Source organism: Enterovibrio coralii, assembly GCF_001559595.1.
Classification (GTDB): Bacteria; Pseudomonadota; Gammaproteobacteria; order Enterobacterales; family Vibrionaceae; genus Enterovibrio; species Enterovibrio coralii.
The window spans coordinates 227397-243655 of record NZ_LNTY01000055.1; the positions used below are offsets into that span (position 1 = coordinate 227397).

The 16259-nt window shown below is 48.8% G+C and carries 10 protein-coding genes, 1 tRNA gene and 3 pseudogenes; 6 read left to right on the top strand and 8 right to left on the bottom strand.

Annotated features, from left to right (window positions below):
• Nucleotides 1–49: 49 nt before the first annotated feature.
• Nucleotides 50–1054, bottom strand: coding sequence for an ornithine carbamoyltransferase (gene argF / locus ATN88_RS21200; protein ID WP_067419581.1), 1005 nt, complete (start codon nt 1052–1054; stop codon nt 50–52).
• 212 nt (nt 1055–1266) lie between these two features.
• Nucleotides 1267–2488: pseudogene (gene arcA, locus ATN88_RS21205) on the bottom strand (arginine deiminase).
• A 549-nt stretch (nt 2489–3037) separates the two neighbouring features.
• On the opposite strand from arcA, the gene rraB reads away from it, so the two are divergent.
• Nucleotides 3038–3442: a ribonuclease E inhibitor RraB gene (gene rraB, locus ATN88_RS21210; RefSeq protein WP_067419582.1), complete on the top strand. Its 405-nt coding sequence runs from the start codon at nt 3038–3040 to the stop codon at nt 3440–3442.
• Nucleotides 3443–3485: 43 nt separating this feature from the next.
• Here rraB and ATN88_RS25680 read toward each other — a convergent pair whose 3' ends face one another.
• Nucleotides 3486–4394, bottom strand: a complete 909-nt coding sequence (locus ATN88_RS25680) for a bifunctional helix-turn-helix transcriptional regulator/GNAT family N-acetyltransferase (RefSeq protein ID WP_083539555.1) — start codon at nt 4392–4394, stop codon at nt 3486–3488.
• Between the two features lie 178 nt (nt 4395–4572).
• Between ATN88_RS25680 and ATN88_RS21220 the strand changes: the two genes are divergently transcribed.
• Nucleotides 4573–5751 (top strand): YjgN family protein, encoded by a 1179-nt coding sequence (locus tag ATN88_RS21220; protein WP_067419583.1) that lies wholly within the window; start codon nt 4573–4575, stop codon nt 5749–5751.
• Nucleotides 5751–6755: a M48 family metallopeptidase gene (locus ATN88_RS21225; protein ID WP_067419584.1), complete on the top strand. Its 1005-nt coding sequence runs from the start codon at nt 5751–5753 to the stop codon at nt 6753–6755. The genes ATN88_RS21220 and ATN88_RS21225 overlap by 1 nt, the downstream gene beginning before the upstream one ends.
• 37 nt (nt 6756–6792) lie before the next feature.
• On the opposite strand, the gene ATN88_RS21230 is transcribed toward ATN88_RS21225, so the two are convergent.
• The 4 genes and pseudogenes from ATN88_RS21230 to pepA all read right to left on the bottom strand — a co-directional run bounded on the left by ATN88_RS21230 (nt 6793) and on the right by pepA (nt 12340).
• On the bottom strand, nt 6793–7197 hold the full coding sequence (locus ATN88_RS21230) for a DUF2061 domain-containing protein (RefSeq protein WP_067419585.1): 405 nt from the start codon (nt 7195–7197) through the stop codon (nt 6793–6795).
• A gap of 179 nt (nt 7198–7376) precedes the next feature.
• Nucleotides 7377–10233 (bottom strand): annotated as a pseudogene (locus ATN88_RS21235) (valine--tRNA ligase).
• Nucleotides 10234–10248: 15 nt separating this feature from the next.
• The gene (locus tag ATN88_RS21240) at nt 10249–10704 is read right to left on the bottom strand and encodes a DNA polymerase III subunit chi (RefSeq protein WP_067419586.1); all 456 of its coding nucleotides are present in this window, start codon (nt 10702–10704) and stop codon (nt 10249–10251) included.
• Nucleotides 10705–10831: 127 nt separating this feature from the next.
• Nucleotides 10832–12340, bottom strand: a complete 1509-nt coding sequence (pepA, locus tag ATN88_RS21245) for a leucyl aminopeptidase (protein ID WP_067419587.1) — start codon at nt 12338–12340, stop codon at nt 10832–10834.
• Nucleotides 12341–12534: 194 nt separating this feature from the next.
• Between pepA and lptF the strand changes: the two genes are divergently transcribed.
• Entirely contained in the window at nt 12535–13635 is a 1101-nt protein-coding gene (lptF, locus tag ATN88_RS21250; protein ID WP_067419588.1) for an LPS export ABC transporter permease LptF, read from the top strand.
• Nucleotides 13635–14706 (top strand): annotated as a pseudogene (lptG, locus tag ATN88_RS21255) (LPS export ABC transporter permease LptG). The gene lptF and the pseudogene lptG overlap by 1 nt, the downstream one beginning before the upstream one ends.
• Nucleotides 14707–14765: 59 nt before the next feature.
• Here the strand turns inward: lptG and ATN88_RS21260 are convergent.
• A complete protein-coding gene (locus tag ATN88_RS21260; protein ID WP_067419589.1) occupies nt 14766–15242 on the bottom strand; it encodes an RDD family protein in 477 nt (158 codons plus the stop codon).
• A gap of 183 nt (nt 15243–15425) precedes the next feature.
• Between ATN88_RS21260 and ATN88_RS21265 the strand changes: the two genes are divergently transcribed.
• Nucleotides 15426–15510, top strand: a tRNA-Leu gene (locus ATN88_RS21265).
• The last annotated feature ends 749 nt before the right edge of the window (nt 15511–16259 follow it).

Here is a 16259-nt window from a genome sequence, read left to right on the forward strand (position 1 = left end):
AAGCATAAAAAAACCGCCCATTGGGCGGCTTCTAGCGAATATCAGTAATTTAACTACCCAGTGTCGCCACCATCACGGCCTTGATGGTATGCATGCGATTTTCTGCTTCATCAAAGACGATGGAATAGTCGGACTCAAACACATCTTCTGTCACTTCTAATCCATTCATGCCATATTTCTCGGCCACTTCCGCACCAATGGTCGTTTCGTCGTTGTGGAATGCAGGCAGACAGTGCATGAACTTCACGTGCGGGTTGCCTGTTGCTTTGATGACGTCCATGTTGACTTGATACGGCTTCATCAACGCCACACGCTCATCCCATGCATCTTTTGACTCACCCATGGATACCCACACATCGGTATAGAGGAAGTCACACCCTTTGACGCCTTCGGAAACATTTTCCGTTAAGGTGATTTGGCCACCAGTGGCTTGTGCAATGGCTTTGCACTGTGCAACCAACGCATCTTCTGGCCAGAATTGTTTGGGGGCCACAAGGCGAATATCCATGCCCATTTTGGCGGCTCCTACCATGAGTGAGTTACCCATGTTGTTGCGCGCATCGCCAAGGTAAGCAAAGGACATTTCATGGAGTTGTTTGCCGCGGCCGTGCTCTTGCATCGTCAGAAGATCGGCAAGGATTTGTGTCGGGTGGAATTCATCCGTCAGGCCATTCCAGACAGGCACACCAGCATACTGACCGAGTTCTTCCACGATAGCCTGGCCAAAGCCACGGTATTGAATGCCGTCGTACATGCGACCCAGTACGCGTGCGGTGTCTTTCATCGACTCTTTATGGCCAATTTGAGAACCTGATGGGCCAATGTATGAGACTTGGGCACCTTGGTCGAAAGCTGCGACTTCGAATGCGCATCGGGTACGGGTTGAGGCCTTCTCAAAGATCAGAGCAATATTCTTACCTTTCAGGCGCGGCTGCTCGCAACCTGCGTACTTGGCTTTTTTCAGCTCTGCAGATAAAGACAATAAGTGCTCAATTTCACGGGGGGTGAAATCAAGCAGCTTGAGAAAATTCCGGTTGCGCAAATTAAAAGCCATGATGAGTTCCCTTTCAAAAATCCTTGAGCGTCCGAATGGCGAAGAAAATAATTACTACGACAATAATCACAATTCTTACTGATTTGCGCATCAAAATGCAACCATGATGAATAATTAATTATTTTTATTGGGTTGATATTCAATTTTTATCGATGAAAAGAAAAAGGCCTCAGAGAGCTGAGGCCTTCATTACGCAGAAAAGTGAAACGGGGTTAGTCGAGGCCGTCTCGCTCAATCGGACAGCTCATACAGCGCGCGCCACCTCGACCTCGACCCAACTGATCGCCCGGGATGGGCAATACGGTGATGCCCGCTTTGTCATATTTCTCGTTGGTATAGACGTTGCCTCATACCCGATAACCACACCCGGACGTACTGTCAGTACGTTATTGGCATCATTCCACTGTTCGCGCTCAGCCTCAAAGCTGTCACCGCCAGTGGTGATGATATTAAGGTGCGGCAGGTTCAGGGCTTTTTCGATAGCAGTGAGGAAGTAGTCGACTTCTTTGACATCCACTTCGCCATTGCCTTTGTCGACCAAACGCCAGCATTGTAGATCTTTGCGCATGACCTGCGGATAGACAGAGAAGGTATCAATGTCCATGTGGGTCATTACCGTGTCGAGGTGCATACAAGAGCGGTGTTTTGGCAAGTTGATGGCAATGACTTCTTTTGCCTGTCCATGTTGGAACAAGCTGGTGGCTAAGGCTTCAACGCCTTGTGGTGTGGTGCGCTCTGACATACCAACTAACACGGTGCCGTTACCAATAACCAATACGTCACCGCCTTCAACCATGGTGTTGTCATAGTCACGTTGTTCTGCGCCCAGATACGTAATGAAGTCTTGCCCGGCAAACAGAGGATGCCAGCGATAGATAGCGCGGAGGTGGTTGGTTTCACGCTGACGCGCAGGCATGGCCATTGGGTTTAGCGACACGCCGCCATATACCCAGCAGGAGGTATCTCGGGTAAACAAATGGTTGGGCAGTGGGTCGATGATGAAATCTGTTCTTTCATGCATCGCTTGCATCATGGATGACGACTGGCGTGGGAAGTCGATGTAACTCAAGCCACCGAGCAGAATATGAGAAAGCTCGTCATCACTCAGCGTGCGGAGATATTCGCGAACATCGTGTGAGAACTGGTGACCCAATCGGTAATCACCGACCTGAACATTGAGCAGCCATTCTTTGGCTTCTGGCACGGCGAGGTTTGTGCTAGCAGATCATGAAGCAGTAAGACTTCAACATCTTGGTCGCGCAGCGTCTGCGCAAATTGGTCGTGTTCTTCGCCAGCGCGCTCGACCGCCAACACGTCATCGAACAGCAAATCTTTATAGTTGGAGGGTGTAAGGTGGTTCAGTGCACGCTCAGGGCGATGGAGCATAACCCGTTTCAGTTGACCGACTTCAGAACCTACATATAACTGACTCATTATCGTTTCTCTCTTGAATAATTATTAGTTCCCAAAAAACGCTGGCACCTTGCATCAGTGGGGGGAGACGTCACTGTGCTGTGAGGCCAAGGCTGATTGGGAAAAATGAATATAGAGCGACAGAATTCTGTAAGAAGGGCGTTGAGTAGCGAGAACGCCTGAATACGTGTCGTAAATCCATTTATCTCAATAACACTGCGATTCAGGCAGTTAGCGTGCCTACAGCCCGGTTGGGCCGACAAGGAATGCAGTTTCTTCCGTATCTAGTGCGTATCTATGCATCAAGCTTGCACACTATTCCAAAATATAGGGTTTTGTTGGCGCAAGATTTTGCGAAACTTTGGTTTCTACAGAATCTTGTGTTGTTATCACCCTGTTCTCAAATAATGACAAGCTTGTAGGTGAAGGTCAATTTTACTTTTGATTAACATGCGCCGGAACCTATCGGTGACATGTCATTTTCTGGCAATGGTCGCGCGAATTCGACGTGGTAATACATGCCATTCCGTGCGATAGTGCCACCGTCTTAATTCAGTCTGGAGTTTTCCAATGTCTTACGCTGACATTATTGAAGAACAAAAAGCGGAAACCCGCGAAATCATTGCTGCTTTGCTGGAAGATGGCAGCGATCCTGATGCGCTTTACACCATTGAGCATCACCTGTCTGCAGACAGCTTTGAAGAGCTGGAAGGCGCAGCAGTTGAAGCGTTCAAAATGGGCTTTGAAGTGCTGGAAGCGGAAGAGCTAGAGCTGGAAGATGGCAGCACCGTTATCTGTTTTGACGCAGTAATGGAATCGGCTTTGGAAGCAGAGCGTATCGATGAGCAAGTGGAGAAGCTGGTAGCACTGGCTGAGAAACACAAAATCGATTACGACGGTTGGGGCACGTACTTCGAGTCTGATGAAGATGATGACGAAGAAGAAGGTGACTTCGACGAAGAAGGCGAAGACTAATTCGAGAAAAAGCCGGCGATTGCCGGCTTTTTTCTTTTCTGAATTAGAGTGTCTTCAACATGGCCACTTCGCAGTCGCCGTGTCCAGTATTTCCCAGCGGGGCATCAAGGTGTTTAAAACCGATGGACTCGTAAAGCGCGATAGCTTCTTTCAAGCACGCTGTCGTTTCCAAATAGCATCCTGTATAGCCTTGCTCTCGCGCGAACTTCATTGCCGTGGCAGCGAGTCTTCTGGCGAAGCCTTTGCCACGAAGCTCTGGGCGAAAATACATTTTCTGCAGCTCACACACACCGTCTTCACCGGCCAAAGGTGCGATACCGCCGCCACCTAAGATTTTTCCGTCTTTTTCAATCACCCAATACGCCGCGTTATTTGCTTTGTAGCACTCGCTCAAACTGTCGAGGGTGGGGTCTGCCACGCTGTAACCTTTGTCTGCGGTTAAACCATATTCTTCTGACACTTTTCGGATAACAGCCGCAACGGCAGCATTGTCTGCCGGCTCGAGCAATCTAACGGTATAGCCTTTTTGCCGCTCCGTTTGCACCATGGCGCGGTTATAGCGATTCAGTGACTGGGACAGGATTTCGATTTCATCGTTGTCGAGCTGTTCAAGATAAAGCGCGATCTGTTGATTGATACCCTGATGGTGCTCTTGCAAGCGAGCACGACCTGTTTCTGACAGCGTGTAACTAGGCTGAGCTGTGTCCGCTGACACTTGTGTTTGCAGGTTATCGTTATTGATAAGAATAGCGAGGGTACGGTTGGCATTGGCGACATCAATATTCAATCGCTCGGCAAGTTCAGCCGCCGTCAAAGCGTCATGCTCCAGCTCAATCAGCACATGACATTGCACCGTGGTTAAACCGGCGGTGCCGTAGATATTGTCTAACAATCCTCTGTGGCGAAGTAGCTGTCTGACTAACTGTCGAATTTCAACGGGCCCTGTTGCCATATTAAAAAACCTTTTTTACATCCAGTGTATTAAGAATGTGTCACTGCAACTTACCTGAAAGGGATAAGTTGTGAATGCGGGAGCACTTCGCAGTTGTATATTGCTGAACTGTGTGAACGCAATTAAAAAGATAATATGGGCGAAAGTAATCCGAAACAAGGTTGGCAAAGGAAAGCTAATGGAAAACAAGATGATGTTTCACGGTTCAGGCCGTGAGTATTTTGGAATATGGATAGTGAATATCCTGCTCAGTATCCTGACCTTGGGTATCTATTCTGCATGGGCAAAAGTAAGAACCAAAAAGTATTTTTATGGTAATACGGAGCTTGCGGGTGACCGCTTTGAGTACCATGCCACACCCAAACAAATTCTTATTGGACGTATCATTGCAGTAACGGCATTTATCATCTGGTTTGCCGTTGGTCACTTCTATCCCCTTTTCTCTTCTATCCTTTTTTTGGTTGGTTTGCTGCTGATGCCGTGGGTAGTGCGCAACAATGCGCGATTCAACGCGAAAATGAGCAGTTATCGTAACGTAAGATTGAATTTTACGGGCACGTTACTTGGAGCTTATGGAGTGATGCTGGGCAGAGGGCTGCTAGTATTCCTCGCTATTGTTATCACTACGATTTTCGCATCAGCACCGGATGTTGGCCGCGCAAGCTTTGTGATTGGTCTTTGTGGCGCAATTGTGGTCTTTTGGCTCTTTTGTTGGATGATGATGGGTATCTCGAGCTATTTTGCGAATGGGCATGGCTATGGGAAGCTGAGCTTTAGTGCCGACTTAAAAACGGGATATTTTATTCGTACTTATCTCTGGGCAATCCTAATATATGTGCTCTGCATGATAGGTTTTGCCGCAATAATGTTTCTGATGATTGGGCTTGCCGAATCATTCATGGATCCTGCAAAAATTGACCAATTAAACGCTTTGTCACTCGAGACAATTAGCTTTGAGGTCTTGGCTGGCCTGTTTGGTGTGGTGAGCTTTTTTCTCTTCATATATGGCATGTTCTTTGTCGCGATTTTAATTGTCAGCTCCTTCATCGCTTGTCGAGTTCGCAATTATGTTTTTGGAAAAATGATGGTAGATGAATCTGGCGATTATCGCTTGGGCTCCAGGATGAATACTGCCTCTTACACTATGTTGATCGTGACAAACTTTTTGATGCAAGTTTTTACCCTCGGTTTGGCAAGGCCGTGGGTGAAAGTAAGAACAGCGAGATATTTACTCTCAGTGACAACGATCTATGGCGATCTTGATGCATTACGCGCGTTTGACGATGACGACAATATGAAATCAGCAATCGGTGACGAAGTGTCTCAAGCCTTCGATTTGGACATCGGAATTGGATGATGATTGAAGGAATAGCCTATCTGACCGGAGACTCGGCAAAGCATCCAGCGTCTTTGTCTCTGGTCGGCGAGAATGACGCAGTATTGCGGGTGGGAGATCACGTCGTTGATGCTGAAGTAGAGAAAATCTCTGTATCTGACCGGATTGGGAAGTTGCCACTTCAACTACGATTTCCCTCCGGGGAGTTATTCATTCCTCACAACGAAGCAAACCTTCCCGATTGCTTCAAGTCCTCCTCTAGCGGTTGGCTGACAAAGCTAGAAACAAACCTCGGTGTTGTTTGGGGTAGTGTGATTGCCGCTGTTCTGGTGATCGCATTGTTTTTCTGGATAGGGATACCAGCACTTAGCAAAGGGATTGCGACCTCATTACCAGAAGAAGTGCCCAAGATGGTGGGGGAGCATGTGCTAGAGCAATTAGATGAGGGCTTTTTTACGGAGTCTGAGTTAACGGAGACGCGTAAAGCTCACATTACTAATCAGTTCAATCAGGTGATTGAGCGACTGCCTCCCATGCCGATCACACCTAAGCTTCAGTTTCGGAGTTGGTCCAAAGGTCCTAACGCGTTTGCATTTAGTGATGGCACCGTAGTGTTACTCGACCCATTGGTTGAATTGGCGCAAACCGATGAACAATTAGAAAGCATTATTCTTCATGAGCTTGGGCATGTGTATCACCAACATGTCATGACGGCCCTTGTTCACTCCACCATGCTGTCCGTGACGGTTGCTTTAGTGACTGGAGAAAGTACTGGCGTCATAGACATGCTGACAGGCTTTGGTGTGCTCTTAGTCTCTTCGGGTTATTCGCGAGAAGCAGAAGAAGAGTCTGATGCGTTTGCTTCTCAGTATTTGTATGAACGTTATGGTTCGGCAGAGTCGCAGGCGGAAATGTTTGAGTTGATGCACGCAGAAAGTAGACGAACAGAAATGGTCGAGTGGCTCAGCTCTCACCCTGATACCGACAGTCGCATCGAAGCGGCAAAGCAATTTACCCCAGAATAGAAAAAGGCAGCGCAAGCTGCCTTTTTGTTTGGTCTCGTTATGCTGCAACAGCGTGATTGTGGTGACAGCTCATCAATTGGAAACGTTCTTTTTTCTGCCATACACGCTCATGGAAGTAATACGCCATGGTGTTGATACAAGGCTCAATCATTGCCATTGCACTACCAATCAACACATCTCCGGTCAGTAGGTATACCACACTAAATGCGACGCTGAAGTGAACGACAGCAAAGCTTGCGGTTTTACGTGCTGGGTTCATGTTGATGGCGCGTTTCAGTAACTTGCTGTCCCATGCCTTTTCATGGAAGTAGAACGCGACCGTATTGACCATGGGTTCTACCATGGCGATTAGGCTACCCAGCAAAATGTCTCCAGTCAGTGCGTATGCGACAGTAAATGCAACGGTAAAGTGAATCACAGCAAAACTCATGGTCTTTTTCATAATATGTCCCTCTATTGGATGACGCTATTATTGCGAATGATTCTCAATTGCTGAATTCGATTGTTATTATTGATTTGATAGGTATTGGCAATTAATGGGGAGAATATGGGGGGATGGAGAAAAACAAAAAGGCCGACGATGTCTCGTCGGCCTTTCCTTTAAGTGTTACTCAGCAGGGATTACAGTGCAGCGATAGTTGCTTTCTGCTCTTCCAGCTTGGTCAGTGCTTCTGCATAACCGTCCAGCTTCGCGCGCTCTGCTGCAACAACCGCTTCCGGTGCTTTCGCAACGAAACCTTGGTTGTTCAGCTTGCCTTCGATGCGTTTGATTTCACCTTGGGTCTTCGCGATTTCTTTATCCAGACGTGCTAGTTCTGCATCTTTGTCGATCAGACCTGCCATCGGGATCATCAGGGTAGATTTACCCACCAGTGCCGTTGCACATGCTGGCGTTTCTTCGCCCACTTCCAGAATACGAATGCCTTCCAGTTTCGCCAGAGACATCAGCACTTGCTTGCTCGCTTCAACACGCGCAGCGTCTTTCTCGTCAGCGGCTTTCAGCATAACGTCCATCGGCTTGCTTGGCGCGATGTCGTACTCTGCACGCAGGTTACGGATAGACGTGATGAAAGATTTCACCCACTCGATATCTGCCAGTGCGTCTGCATCGAATTGTGCTTCGTCATACTGTGGCAGTGCCTGCAGCATGATGGTGTCACCTTCAACGCCGTTAACCAGCGGTTTCACGCTCTGCCAGATAGATTCCGTGATGTATGGAACCACTGGGTGCGCCAGACGCAGCGTCTTCTCTAGAACGGTGATCAGCGTGTGACGGGTCGCGCGCTGTTGTGCTTCAGTGCCTTTCCACAGAACTGGTTTAGTCAGCTCCAGGTACCAGTCACAGAATTGGTTCCAGATGAATTCGTACAGGGTGTTCGACGCCATATCCAAACGGTAGTTTTCGATGTGTGCGTTGAACTCTTTTGCTGCCAGTTGGAACTGAGATTCGATCCACTTGTCAGCCAGAGAGAATTCCATCTCGCCGCCGTTCATGCCGCAATCTTGGTCTTCTGCGTTCATCAGTACGTAACGGCTTGCGTTCCACAGCTTGTTACAGAAGTTGCGGTAACCCTCAAGACGCTTCATGTCCCAGTTGATGTCACGGCCAGTCGATGCCATTGCAGCCAGTGTAAAGCGCAGTGCGTCGGTGCCGTATGCTTCGATACCGTTTTCGAAGGTCTTACGGGTGTTCTTCTCGATCTTCGCGGCCAGTTGTGGCTGCATCATGTTACCGGTACGTTTTTCTACCAGTGACTCCAGATCGATACCGTCGATCATGTCGATCGGGTCAAGTACGTTACCTTTAGACTTCGACATCTTGTCGCCGTTTTCATCGCGGATGAGGCCGGTTACGTAAACAGTCTTGAACGGTACTTGTGGTTTGCCATCTTCATCTTTCATGAAGTGCATGGTCATCATGATCATGCGCGCAACCCAGAAGAAGATGATGTCGAAACCGGTTACCAGTACGTCTGTTGGGTGGAAGGTTTTCAGTTCTGGCGTTTCTTGTGGCCAGCCCAGTGTACCGAATGTCCACAGTGCAGATGAGAACCAGGTATCCAGAACGTCGTCGTCTTGGCGCAGTACTACAACTGGAGCCAGACCGTTCTTCTCACGTACTTCCTCTTCGGTACGACCTACATAAACGTTGCCGTCGTTGTCATACCAAGCAGGAATGCGGTGACCCCACCACAGCTGACGAGAGATACACCAGTCTTGAATGTCACGCATCCAAGAGAAGTACATGTTTTCGTACTGCTTAGGTACGAACTGGATGTCGCCGTTTTCAACCGCTTCAACCGCTGGTTGTGCCAGCGTTGCAGTGCGAACATACCATTGGTCAGTCAGCATTGGCTCGATAACCACGCCACCACGGTCGCCGTAAGGAACAGTCAGGTCGTGATCTTTGATTTCGTCCAGCAGGCCCAGTTCTTCGAACTCAGCAACGATCGCTTTACGTGCAGCGAAACGCTCCATGCCACGGTATTTCTCTGGCAGGTCAGTGCTGTAAACATCGCTTGCTTCACCGTTAGTGGTGAATACTTCAGCCGCGTCACGGATGTCTGCGTTGAAGGTCAGGATGTTGATCATAGGTAGCTGATGACGCTTACCTACTTCGTAGTCGTTGAAGTCGTGCGCAGGGGTGATCTTCACACAGCCTGTGCCTTTCTCCATGTCTGCGTGCTCGTCGCCCACGATTGGAATGCGGCGGTCAACGATTGGCAGAAGGATATCTTTACCGATCAGATCTTTGTAACGTGGATCTTCTGGGTTTACAGCAACACCGGTGTCGCCCAGCATGGTTTCTGGACGGGTCGTTGCGACAACAATGTAGTCTTTGCCGTCTGCGGTTTTTACGCCGTCTGCCAGTGGGTAGCGGAAGTGCACATGTGGCCTTTGGTATCTTTGTTTTCAACTTCCAGATCAGAAATTGCCGTGTGCAGTTTCGGATCCCAGTTAACCAGACGCTTACCACGGTAGATCAGGTCGTCTTCGTACAGGCGCACGAATACTTCTTGAACCGCAGCGTAGAAACCGTCGTCCATGGTGAAGCGCTCACGATCCCAATCTACAGATGCACCCAGACGGCGCAGCTGTTTGGTGATAGTGCACCAGACTCGCCTTTCCATTCCCAGATTTTGTCGATGAATGCTTCACGGCCGTAATCGTGCTTGGTCTTGCCTTCTTCAGCCGCGATCTTGCGCTCAACAACCATCTGCGTTGCGATACCTGCGTGGTCAGTACCAACCTGCCACAAGGTGTTTTTGCCTTTCATGCGTTCGCAACGGATCAGGGTATCCATGATAGTGTCTTGGAACGCATGGCCCATGTGCAGGCTACCGGTGACGTTGGGTGGTGGGATCATGATGCTGTATGCAGCTTTCGATGTGTCACCATGAGGCTTGAAGTAACCAGCCTCTTCCCAGCGCTGGTACAGCGCCTTTTCAATTGATGTTGGGTTGTATGTCTTTTCCATAGCGCTCTTGATGGATCAAATAACGGACGATTCTTCAATGGCGAGGGTACGCATTTCGCGCCCCGCCATGCGGTAAATTTTGTAGCGTTCTCGAGCCTGTTGCTTGAGAGTTTCATCGCAAGGCACGAAGTCTACCACTTGTGCAAAGGAAGGCGCAAAAATTGCTGCTTCCTCAGCCAAGTTTATTAGCACATTTCGGTGGCCAGCAGGGCGAACACCCGGCCAACCGATTTCCACTTGGGTGCCACCACGCGGTCCTTCACCAATAAGATTGTGCGGAACAAAATGGTCTGGTGAACGTTGCCAAAGCTGCTCATCGATGGTTTCTGCCTGAGCTTTGCTGTCAGCAGTAATAAACACTTTCATGCCTTGCTGACAGAACTGGCTCGCGAGCGAACAAACCGTTTCCAGCATTTGCTGCTGAGGCTTGTCATGCTTTTCATCCAGAATGTAGAAGGTTGCCAGTGCCATGGTGGTTTCCGAAAAGATGATAATTTAACCGGCTCAGTGTGCGTTGAGTTGTTGCTAAAAGCTACTGCTTTTTATAAGCCGGAGATAAAAAAAGGAGGCCAAGGCCTCCTTTCTATTTATGCAGTTTTTACTCTGCAACCTCAAGGCCAGAACGGTTCAGAAGGAACTGGACCAGCAATGGGACAGGACGACCAGTCGCGCCTTTGTTTGCGCCGCCTTGGAAAGACGTGCCCGCAACATCAAGGTGTGCCCAGTTGTACTTCTTCGCAAAGCGAGACAGGAAACAGCCTGCTGTGATGGTACCGCCGCCTGGGCCACCGATGTTTGCCATATCAGCAAATGGGCTCTTCAGCTGCTCTTGGTACTCTTCGGTCATTGGCAAACGCCAAGCGCGGTCACCCGCTTGCTCAGACGCATTCACGATTTCGTGAGCCAGTGGGTTATGGTTAGACAACAGACCGCTGATGTGGTGGCTCAGTGCCACGATACATGCACCGGTAAGTGTTGCTACGTCAATCACGCACTCTGGTTCGTAACGCTCAACATAGGTCAGCGCGTCACACAGTACCAGACGACCTTCCGCATCCGTGTTCAGCACTTCGACGGTTTGACCAGACATGGTGGTCACGATGTCACCCGGACGGTAAGCGTTGCCGTCAGGCATGTTTTCACAGCCAGCCAGAACACCCACAACGTTGATTGGCAGATCCAGTTTCGCCAGTGCTTTCATTGCACCGAATACGGACGCTGCACCACACATGTCGTACTTCATTTCGTCCATGTTTGCCGCTGGCTTCAGGGAAATACCGCCTGCGTCAAACGTCAGACCTTTACCAACCAAGACAATTGGCTTAGCACTCGGGTCTGGGTGGCCTTTGTACTCCATGATGGACATCATAGATTCGTTCTTCGAACCTTGGCCGACCGCAAGGTAAGACGTCATGCCCAGCTCTTTCATTTCTTGCTCACCAATGATCTTGGTGCTGACTTTTTCAAAGTCATCCGCCAGACGGCGTGCTTGAGAAGCAAGGTATGCTGGGTTTGCCACGTTTGGTGGCATGTTGCCAAGGTCTTTACATGCACGAACACCCGACGCAACTGCCAGACCGTGTGCGATTGCACGCTCGCCCAGGTTCAGTTCACGGCGCGTTGGTACGTTGAATACCAGTTTACGCAGTGGACGACGCGTTTCAGGTTTCACACTCTTGAATTGGTTGAAGGTGTAAAGGGTGTCTTTGGTGCTTTCAACCGCCTGACGAACCTTCCAGTAAGTGTCACGGCCTTTAACGTGCAACTCAGTCAGGAAGCAAACCGCTTCCATTGAACCGGTTTCGTTCAGCGTGTTGATGGTGTTTTTGATGATTTCTTTGTACTGGCGTTCGCCCAGTTCACGTTCTTTACCACAGCCAACAAGCAGTACACGCTCAGACAGTACGTTCGGAACGTGGTGCAATAGCAGCATCTGGCCAGGTTTGCCTTCGAGGTCACCGCGACGCAGTAAGCTACTGATGTAGCCATCACTGATTTTATCGAGCTGTTCCGCTACCGGAGACAGGCGGCGTGGTTCAAACACACCAACGACGATACATGCACTGCGTTGCTTCTCGGGACTCCCGCTTTTTACACTGAACTCCATGCGTACTCCTACATCCTAAAGACAAGTGAGGCTAAATGTTAGATAATGCCCGCTTTATTGGAACTCGAAACCGTGTTCGACGTAAATTGAATAGAAGCAGGTCAACACTTGGCCGAAAGATTAAAAAACAACTGATTTACCGAAAAACTATAGCGATTCGAGTAAAAAAACAAGTTTTCTAAAGGTAAAACGCCGTGATTATTGTTCGGTATTTGATCCGAGAAACAGTGAAAACGCAACTTGCGGTGCTGTTTGTTCTATTTCTGGTCTTTTTTAGTCAGAAATTTATTCGCGTGCTAACGAGTGCGACAGATGGCTCGATTCCGGGCAGCGATGTGTTAACTCTGGTTGGTCTTTACATGCCATCGATGGCAATGCTCATGTTACCGCTGAGTTTGTACATCGGCATATTGATCACTTTTGGCCGTCTTTACGCCGAAAGTGAAATCACCGTAATGAATGCTACAGGGATAGGAAACAAGTTCCTGATCCGTGCTGCGCTCTATCTCGCCCTTATTACGGGTGCTGTGGCGGCATTTAACTCGCTGTGGCTGACACCGTGGGCAAACAATAAAGAAATAAAAGTGATGGAGCAGTTAGAGGCCGATACGGGGTTAGAACTGCTGATGCAAGGTCAGATCCAAACCACGCCAGATGGTCAGGCCGTGGTGTACATCAATAACATCACGGGTGATGGTAAAGATCTGCATAAAGTCTTTATCGCACAGCCTGTACCACGTGGCACCATGCGCCCGAACGTGGTGGTGGCAGAGAAAGGCTATGTGTCTGAGCTGCCTGACGGCAGACAGGTGTTGGATTTGAACCAAGGCACACGCTACGAAGGTTTCCCAACGCGATTGGATTACACCATCACGGACTATGAAAACTATCAGGTACTGATTGGTCAACGTGAAGTGCGCCAGAAGAGCCGTGATTGGGACGCGATGCCAACGCCAGAATTGATTGGTCAGTCTTCGCCACAAGCGCAGGCTGAGTTGCAATGGCGTATCGCTTTGGTCTTGTGTATTCCATTGATGACCATGATTGTGGTGCCGTTGTCATCGGTGAATCCGCGCCAGGGACGTTTTGCCAAACTCTTCCCTGCGGTACTGATTTATCTTGCGTACTTCTTGGCAATCAGTGCAGCAAAATCTGCTGTTGAAGAGGGCACACTGCCACCAGAAATTGGACTTTGGAGTGTGAACATTGCTGCCTTGATTTTGGCGATTGGCCTTCTGAGTTGGGACAGCATGCCAGTGCGTAAATTCCGATACCGACTGCGGGGAACGGCCTAATGTTTAAGATTCTCGATTTATACATTGGGCGAACGATCATCGCGACGACGACGCTGTGTTTGGCGACGTTGGTGGGTCTGTCTGCCATTATCAAATTTGTAGAACAGCTTCGCTCAGTGGGCGAGGGCACGTTCACCATGGTGACAGCACTGCAATATGTGTTGCTCAGTATGCCGCGTGACATCGAAATGTTCTTCCCGATGGCGGTATTGCTCGGTGCGTTGATAGGTCTGGGTACTTGGCCTCCAGTTCTGAGCTGGTGGTTATGCAGGCCGCGGGCTTCTCGAAGCTGGATATCGGGCTGTCGGTATTAAAAACAGCCATGCCGCTGATGCTAATCGTATTGGCACTGGGGCAGTGGGGCGCGCCGGATGCACAAAAAGAAGCGAGAGAGCTTCGTGCCTTTGCCAAGTCTGGTGGTAGCGTGATGTCAGTTCGTCGTGGCGTTTGGGCCAAAGAGGCAATGACTTCATCTATATTGCGCGTACCGATCAGCAAGAATCGCTGACAGGTGTAAACATTTGGAAGTTTGATGACAATCAAGATCTCGAAGCCATGGTGTTTGCAGAAAAAGGCGAGTACCTAGATAAAGACAGCTGGATGCTTAAAGGCGTGACTGTGACTCACTTCGACGGGCCGGTAAAAATCACCGAGACGAATGAGCCTGAGCTTGCTTGGAAGACGACGTTAACGCCAGAGAAACTCTCTATTGTTACCGTGAAGCCAGAAGAGCTTTCATTGACCGGGGTATATAGCTACGTTGAGTACCTGAAAGCGTCTGAGCAGGATGCCTCTCGCTATGAACTGGCATTGTGGCGCAAGGTGCTGCAACCGCTATCTATTGGCGTCATGATGCTGCTTGCATTGAGCTTCGTCTTTGGCCCGTTACGTTCGGTGACCATGGGGGCGCGTGTGCTGTCAGGCGTTATCTTTGGTTTTGCCTTCTATATCTCCAACGAAGTATTCGGGCCGCTGACTTTAGTCTATCAACTGCCGCCGTTTTTCGGCGCGATAGCCCCAAGTTTGGCTTTCATCGGTGTGACGCTTTATCTGCTCAACAGAAAGTTGTAGATATAAATGAAAGAAAAGGGAGCCAATTGGCTCCCTTTTCTTTTGCTTGCTCAAACACCTTAGTCAATTTTGATGACTTGGCTGTTTGAAAAGTGATCCTGAAAAGCGCGGTTGTTTCTGTCAAACAGTGCCAGCAAGTTGCCCACACCTAAACAAGAGGTCGCCATACGGATCAATGACTGCGTGAAGGTGACATTGCCGCCAAACTCGCTAATCACTTTCAACTTCCAGGCTTTCATGCCAACGGTCTGGCCAGCGCGGGTCCAGAAGTATCCGTAAAAACCAGCAGCAATAGCAAACACGTAAACAGTAAAGAATGGGCTGACAGCTGGGTTGCGTGTCAGAAAGTCACTGACATCTTCATACCCTTCAATAGAGAAGCCAAATTGAATCGCAATGGCGAAACCACCAACGACCAAACCGATTGCAAGCATCTCGATGGCGACCAGCACCATAAAGTCATAAAGCCAAGCACCCATGCGGCGAAAGAATCCCGCTCCCTTAGGAACGCTGTATTGGGTGGAAGTTTGAGACATTATTTTTGTCCTAATAATGAGTAATGCGTCTAGTCTACCAGTGTTAATACGGGGTTTGCATGGATAAAGTTGTCGCAAATTGCGTGCTATCGCATCGCATTGATGAAAAAAGAAACGGTTAAACACTTTTTGTGAATTATGGGCTTGCGCTGTAGTTCGGCTTGCGTATAATCAGCCTCACTTGCCCGGGTGGCGAAATTGGTAGACGCAGCGGATTCAAAATCCGCCGGTGAATAACTGTGCCGGTTCAAGTCCGCCCCGGGCACCAAATTCCGGAAAAGCCCCAGTCGAAAGACTGGGGCTTTTTTCGTTTCTGGCATTCTGAAATATTCCGTCAGAATCAGTTATAAAGCTGGCGAAGGCACACAGGTGTTGAGTGACGTTATGTGCAGATGCTTACACAGTAAAAAGCCGAGTCTTTCGAACTCGGCTTTTTCGTATCTATCGTAAGTGAATGACGAGGGCGGTTTACGCAAAGTAGTGGAACGAAAACATAGGATTCTGCAGGCTCATTGTTTTGTGATGACTTAGAGTTGCTTCAGGCGCATCCTGCGCGAACACCGCTTATGTCGTTAAAACCATTTTTCGTTCATCTCGCTGACGTTTTCTCTAATTGGCCTCTTTTGTTCCTATTCTGTTTTCTTCCTCTTATATGACGTATTTTTGCCACTCTATCTATCACTTCCTTTCTTTATATATAGAGAAGCTGTTTTTCATCAGCAGGATATCAGTGTCTAAATGTACCAGCAGAACAAATGCGAAAGGGTTTATGGTGTGCTACACGAAAGGGTAAGGCAGGAAAAATGCGGATTTTGGGTCAATAAATGCTCTAAAAAGCCCATTTCGATTCAAATTCGAGCAATTAAACCAGTTTTATGAACTTTTTTTGAATTTGCGCTTGCCAACGTGATCAGACTCTCTATAATGCGCCTCATCGACACGGAACACGGCGCACTAAGCCAGTTACCAAGTCAACGTTCTTTAACAATTTGACCAATGCAATCTGTGTGGGCACTC

Excerpts from the sequence above, each read along its gene's own strand:
- ATN88_RS21240 (WP_067419586.1), bottom strand. The coding sequence starts at position 10,704 with ATGGCACTGGCAACCTTCTACATTCTGGATGAAAAGCATGACAAGCCT.
- argF (WP_067419581.1), bottom strand. The coding sequence starts at position 1,054 with ATGGCTTTTAATTTGCGCAACCGGAATTTTCTCAAGCTGCTTGATTTC.
- ATN88_RS21220 (WP_067419583.1), top strand. The coding sequence starts at position 4,573 with ATGGAAAACAAGATGATGTTTCACGGTTCAGGCCGTGAGTATTTTGGA.
- rraB (WP_067419582.1), top strand. The coding sequence starts at position 3,038 with ATGTCTTACGCTGACATTATTGAAGAACAAAAAGCGGAAACCCGCGAA.
- ATN88_RS21230 (WP_067419585.1), bottom strand. The coding sequence starts at position 7,197 with ATGAAAAAGACCATGAGTTTTGCTGTGATTCACTTTACCGTTGCATTT.
- ATN88_RS21260 (WP_067419589.1), bottom strand. The coding sequence starts at position 15,242 with ATGTCTCAAACTTCCACCCAATACAGCGTTCCTAAGGGAGCGGGATTC.
- ATN88_RS25680 (WP_083539555.1), bottom strand. The coding sequence starts at position 4,394 with ATGGCAACAGGGCCCGTTGAAATTCGACAGTTAGTCAGACAGCTACTT.
- pepA (WP_067419587.1), bottom strand. The coding sequence starts at position 12,340 with ATGGAGTTCAGTGTAAAAAGCGGGAGTCCCGAGAAGCAACGCAGTGCA.
- ATN88_RS21225 (WP_067419584.1), top strand. The coding sequence starts at position 5,751 with ATGATTGAAGGAATAGCCTATCTGACCGGAGACTCGGCAAAGCATCCA.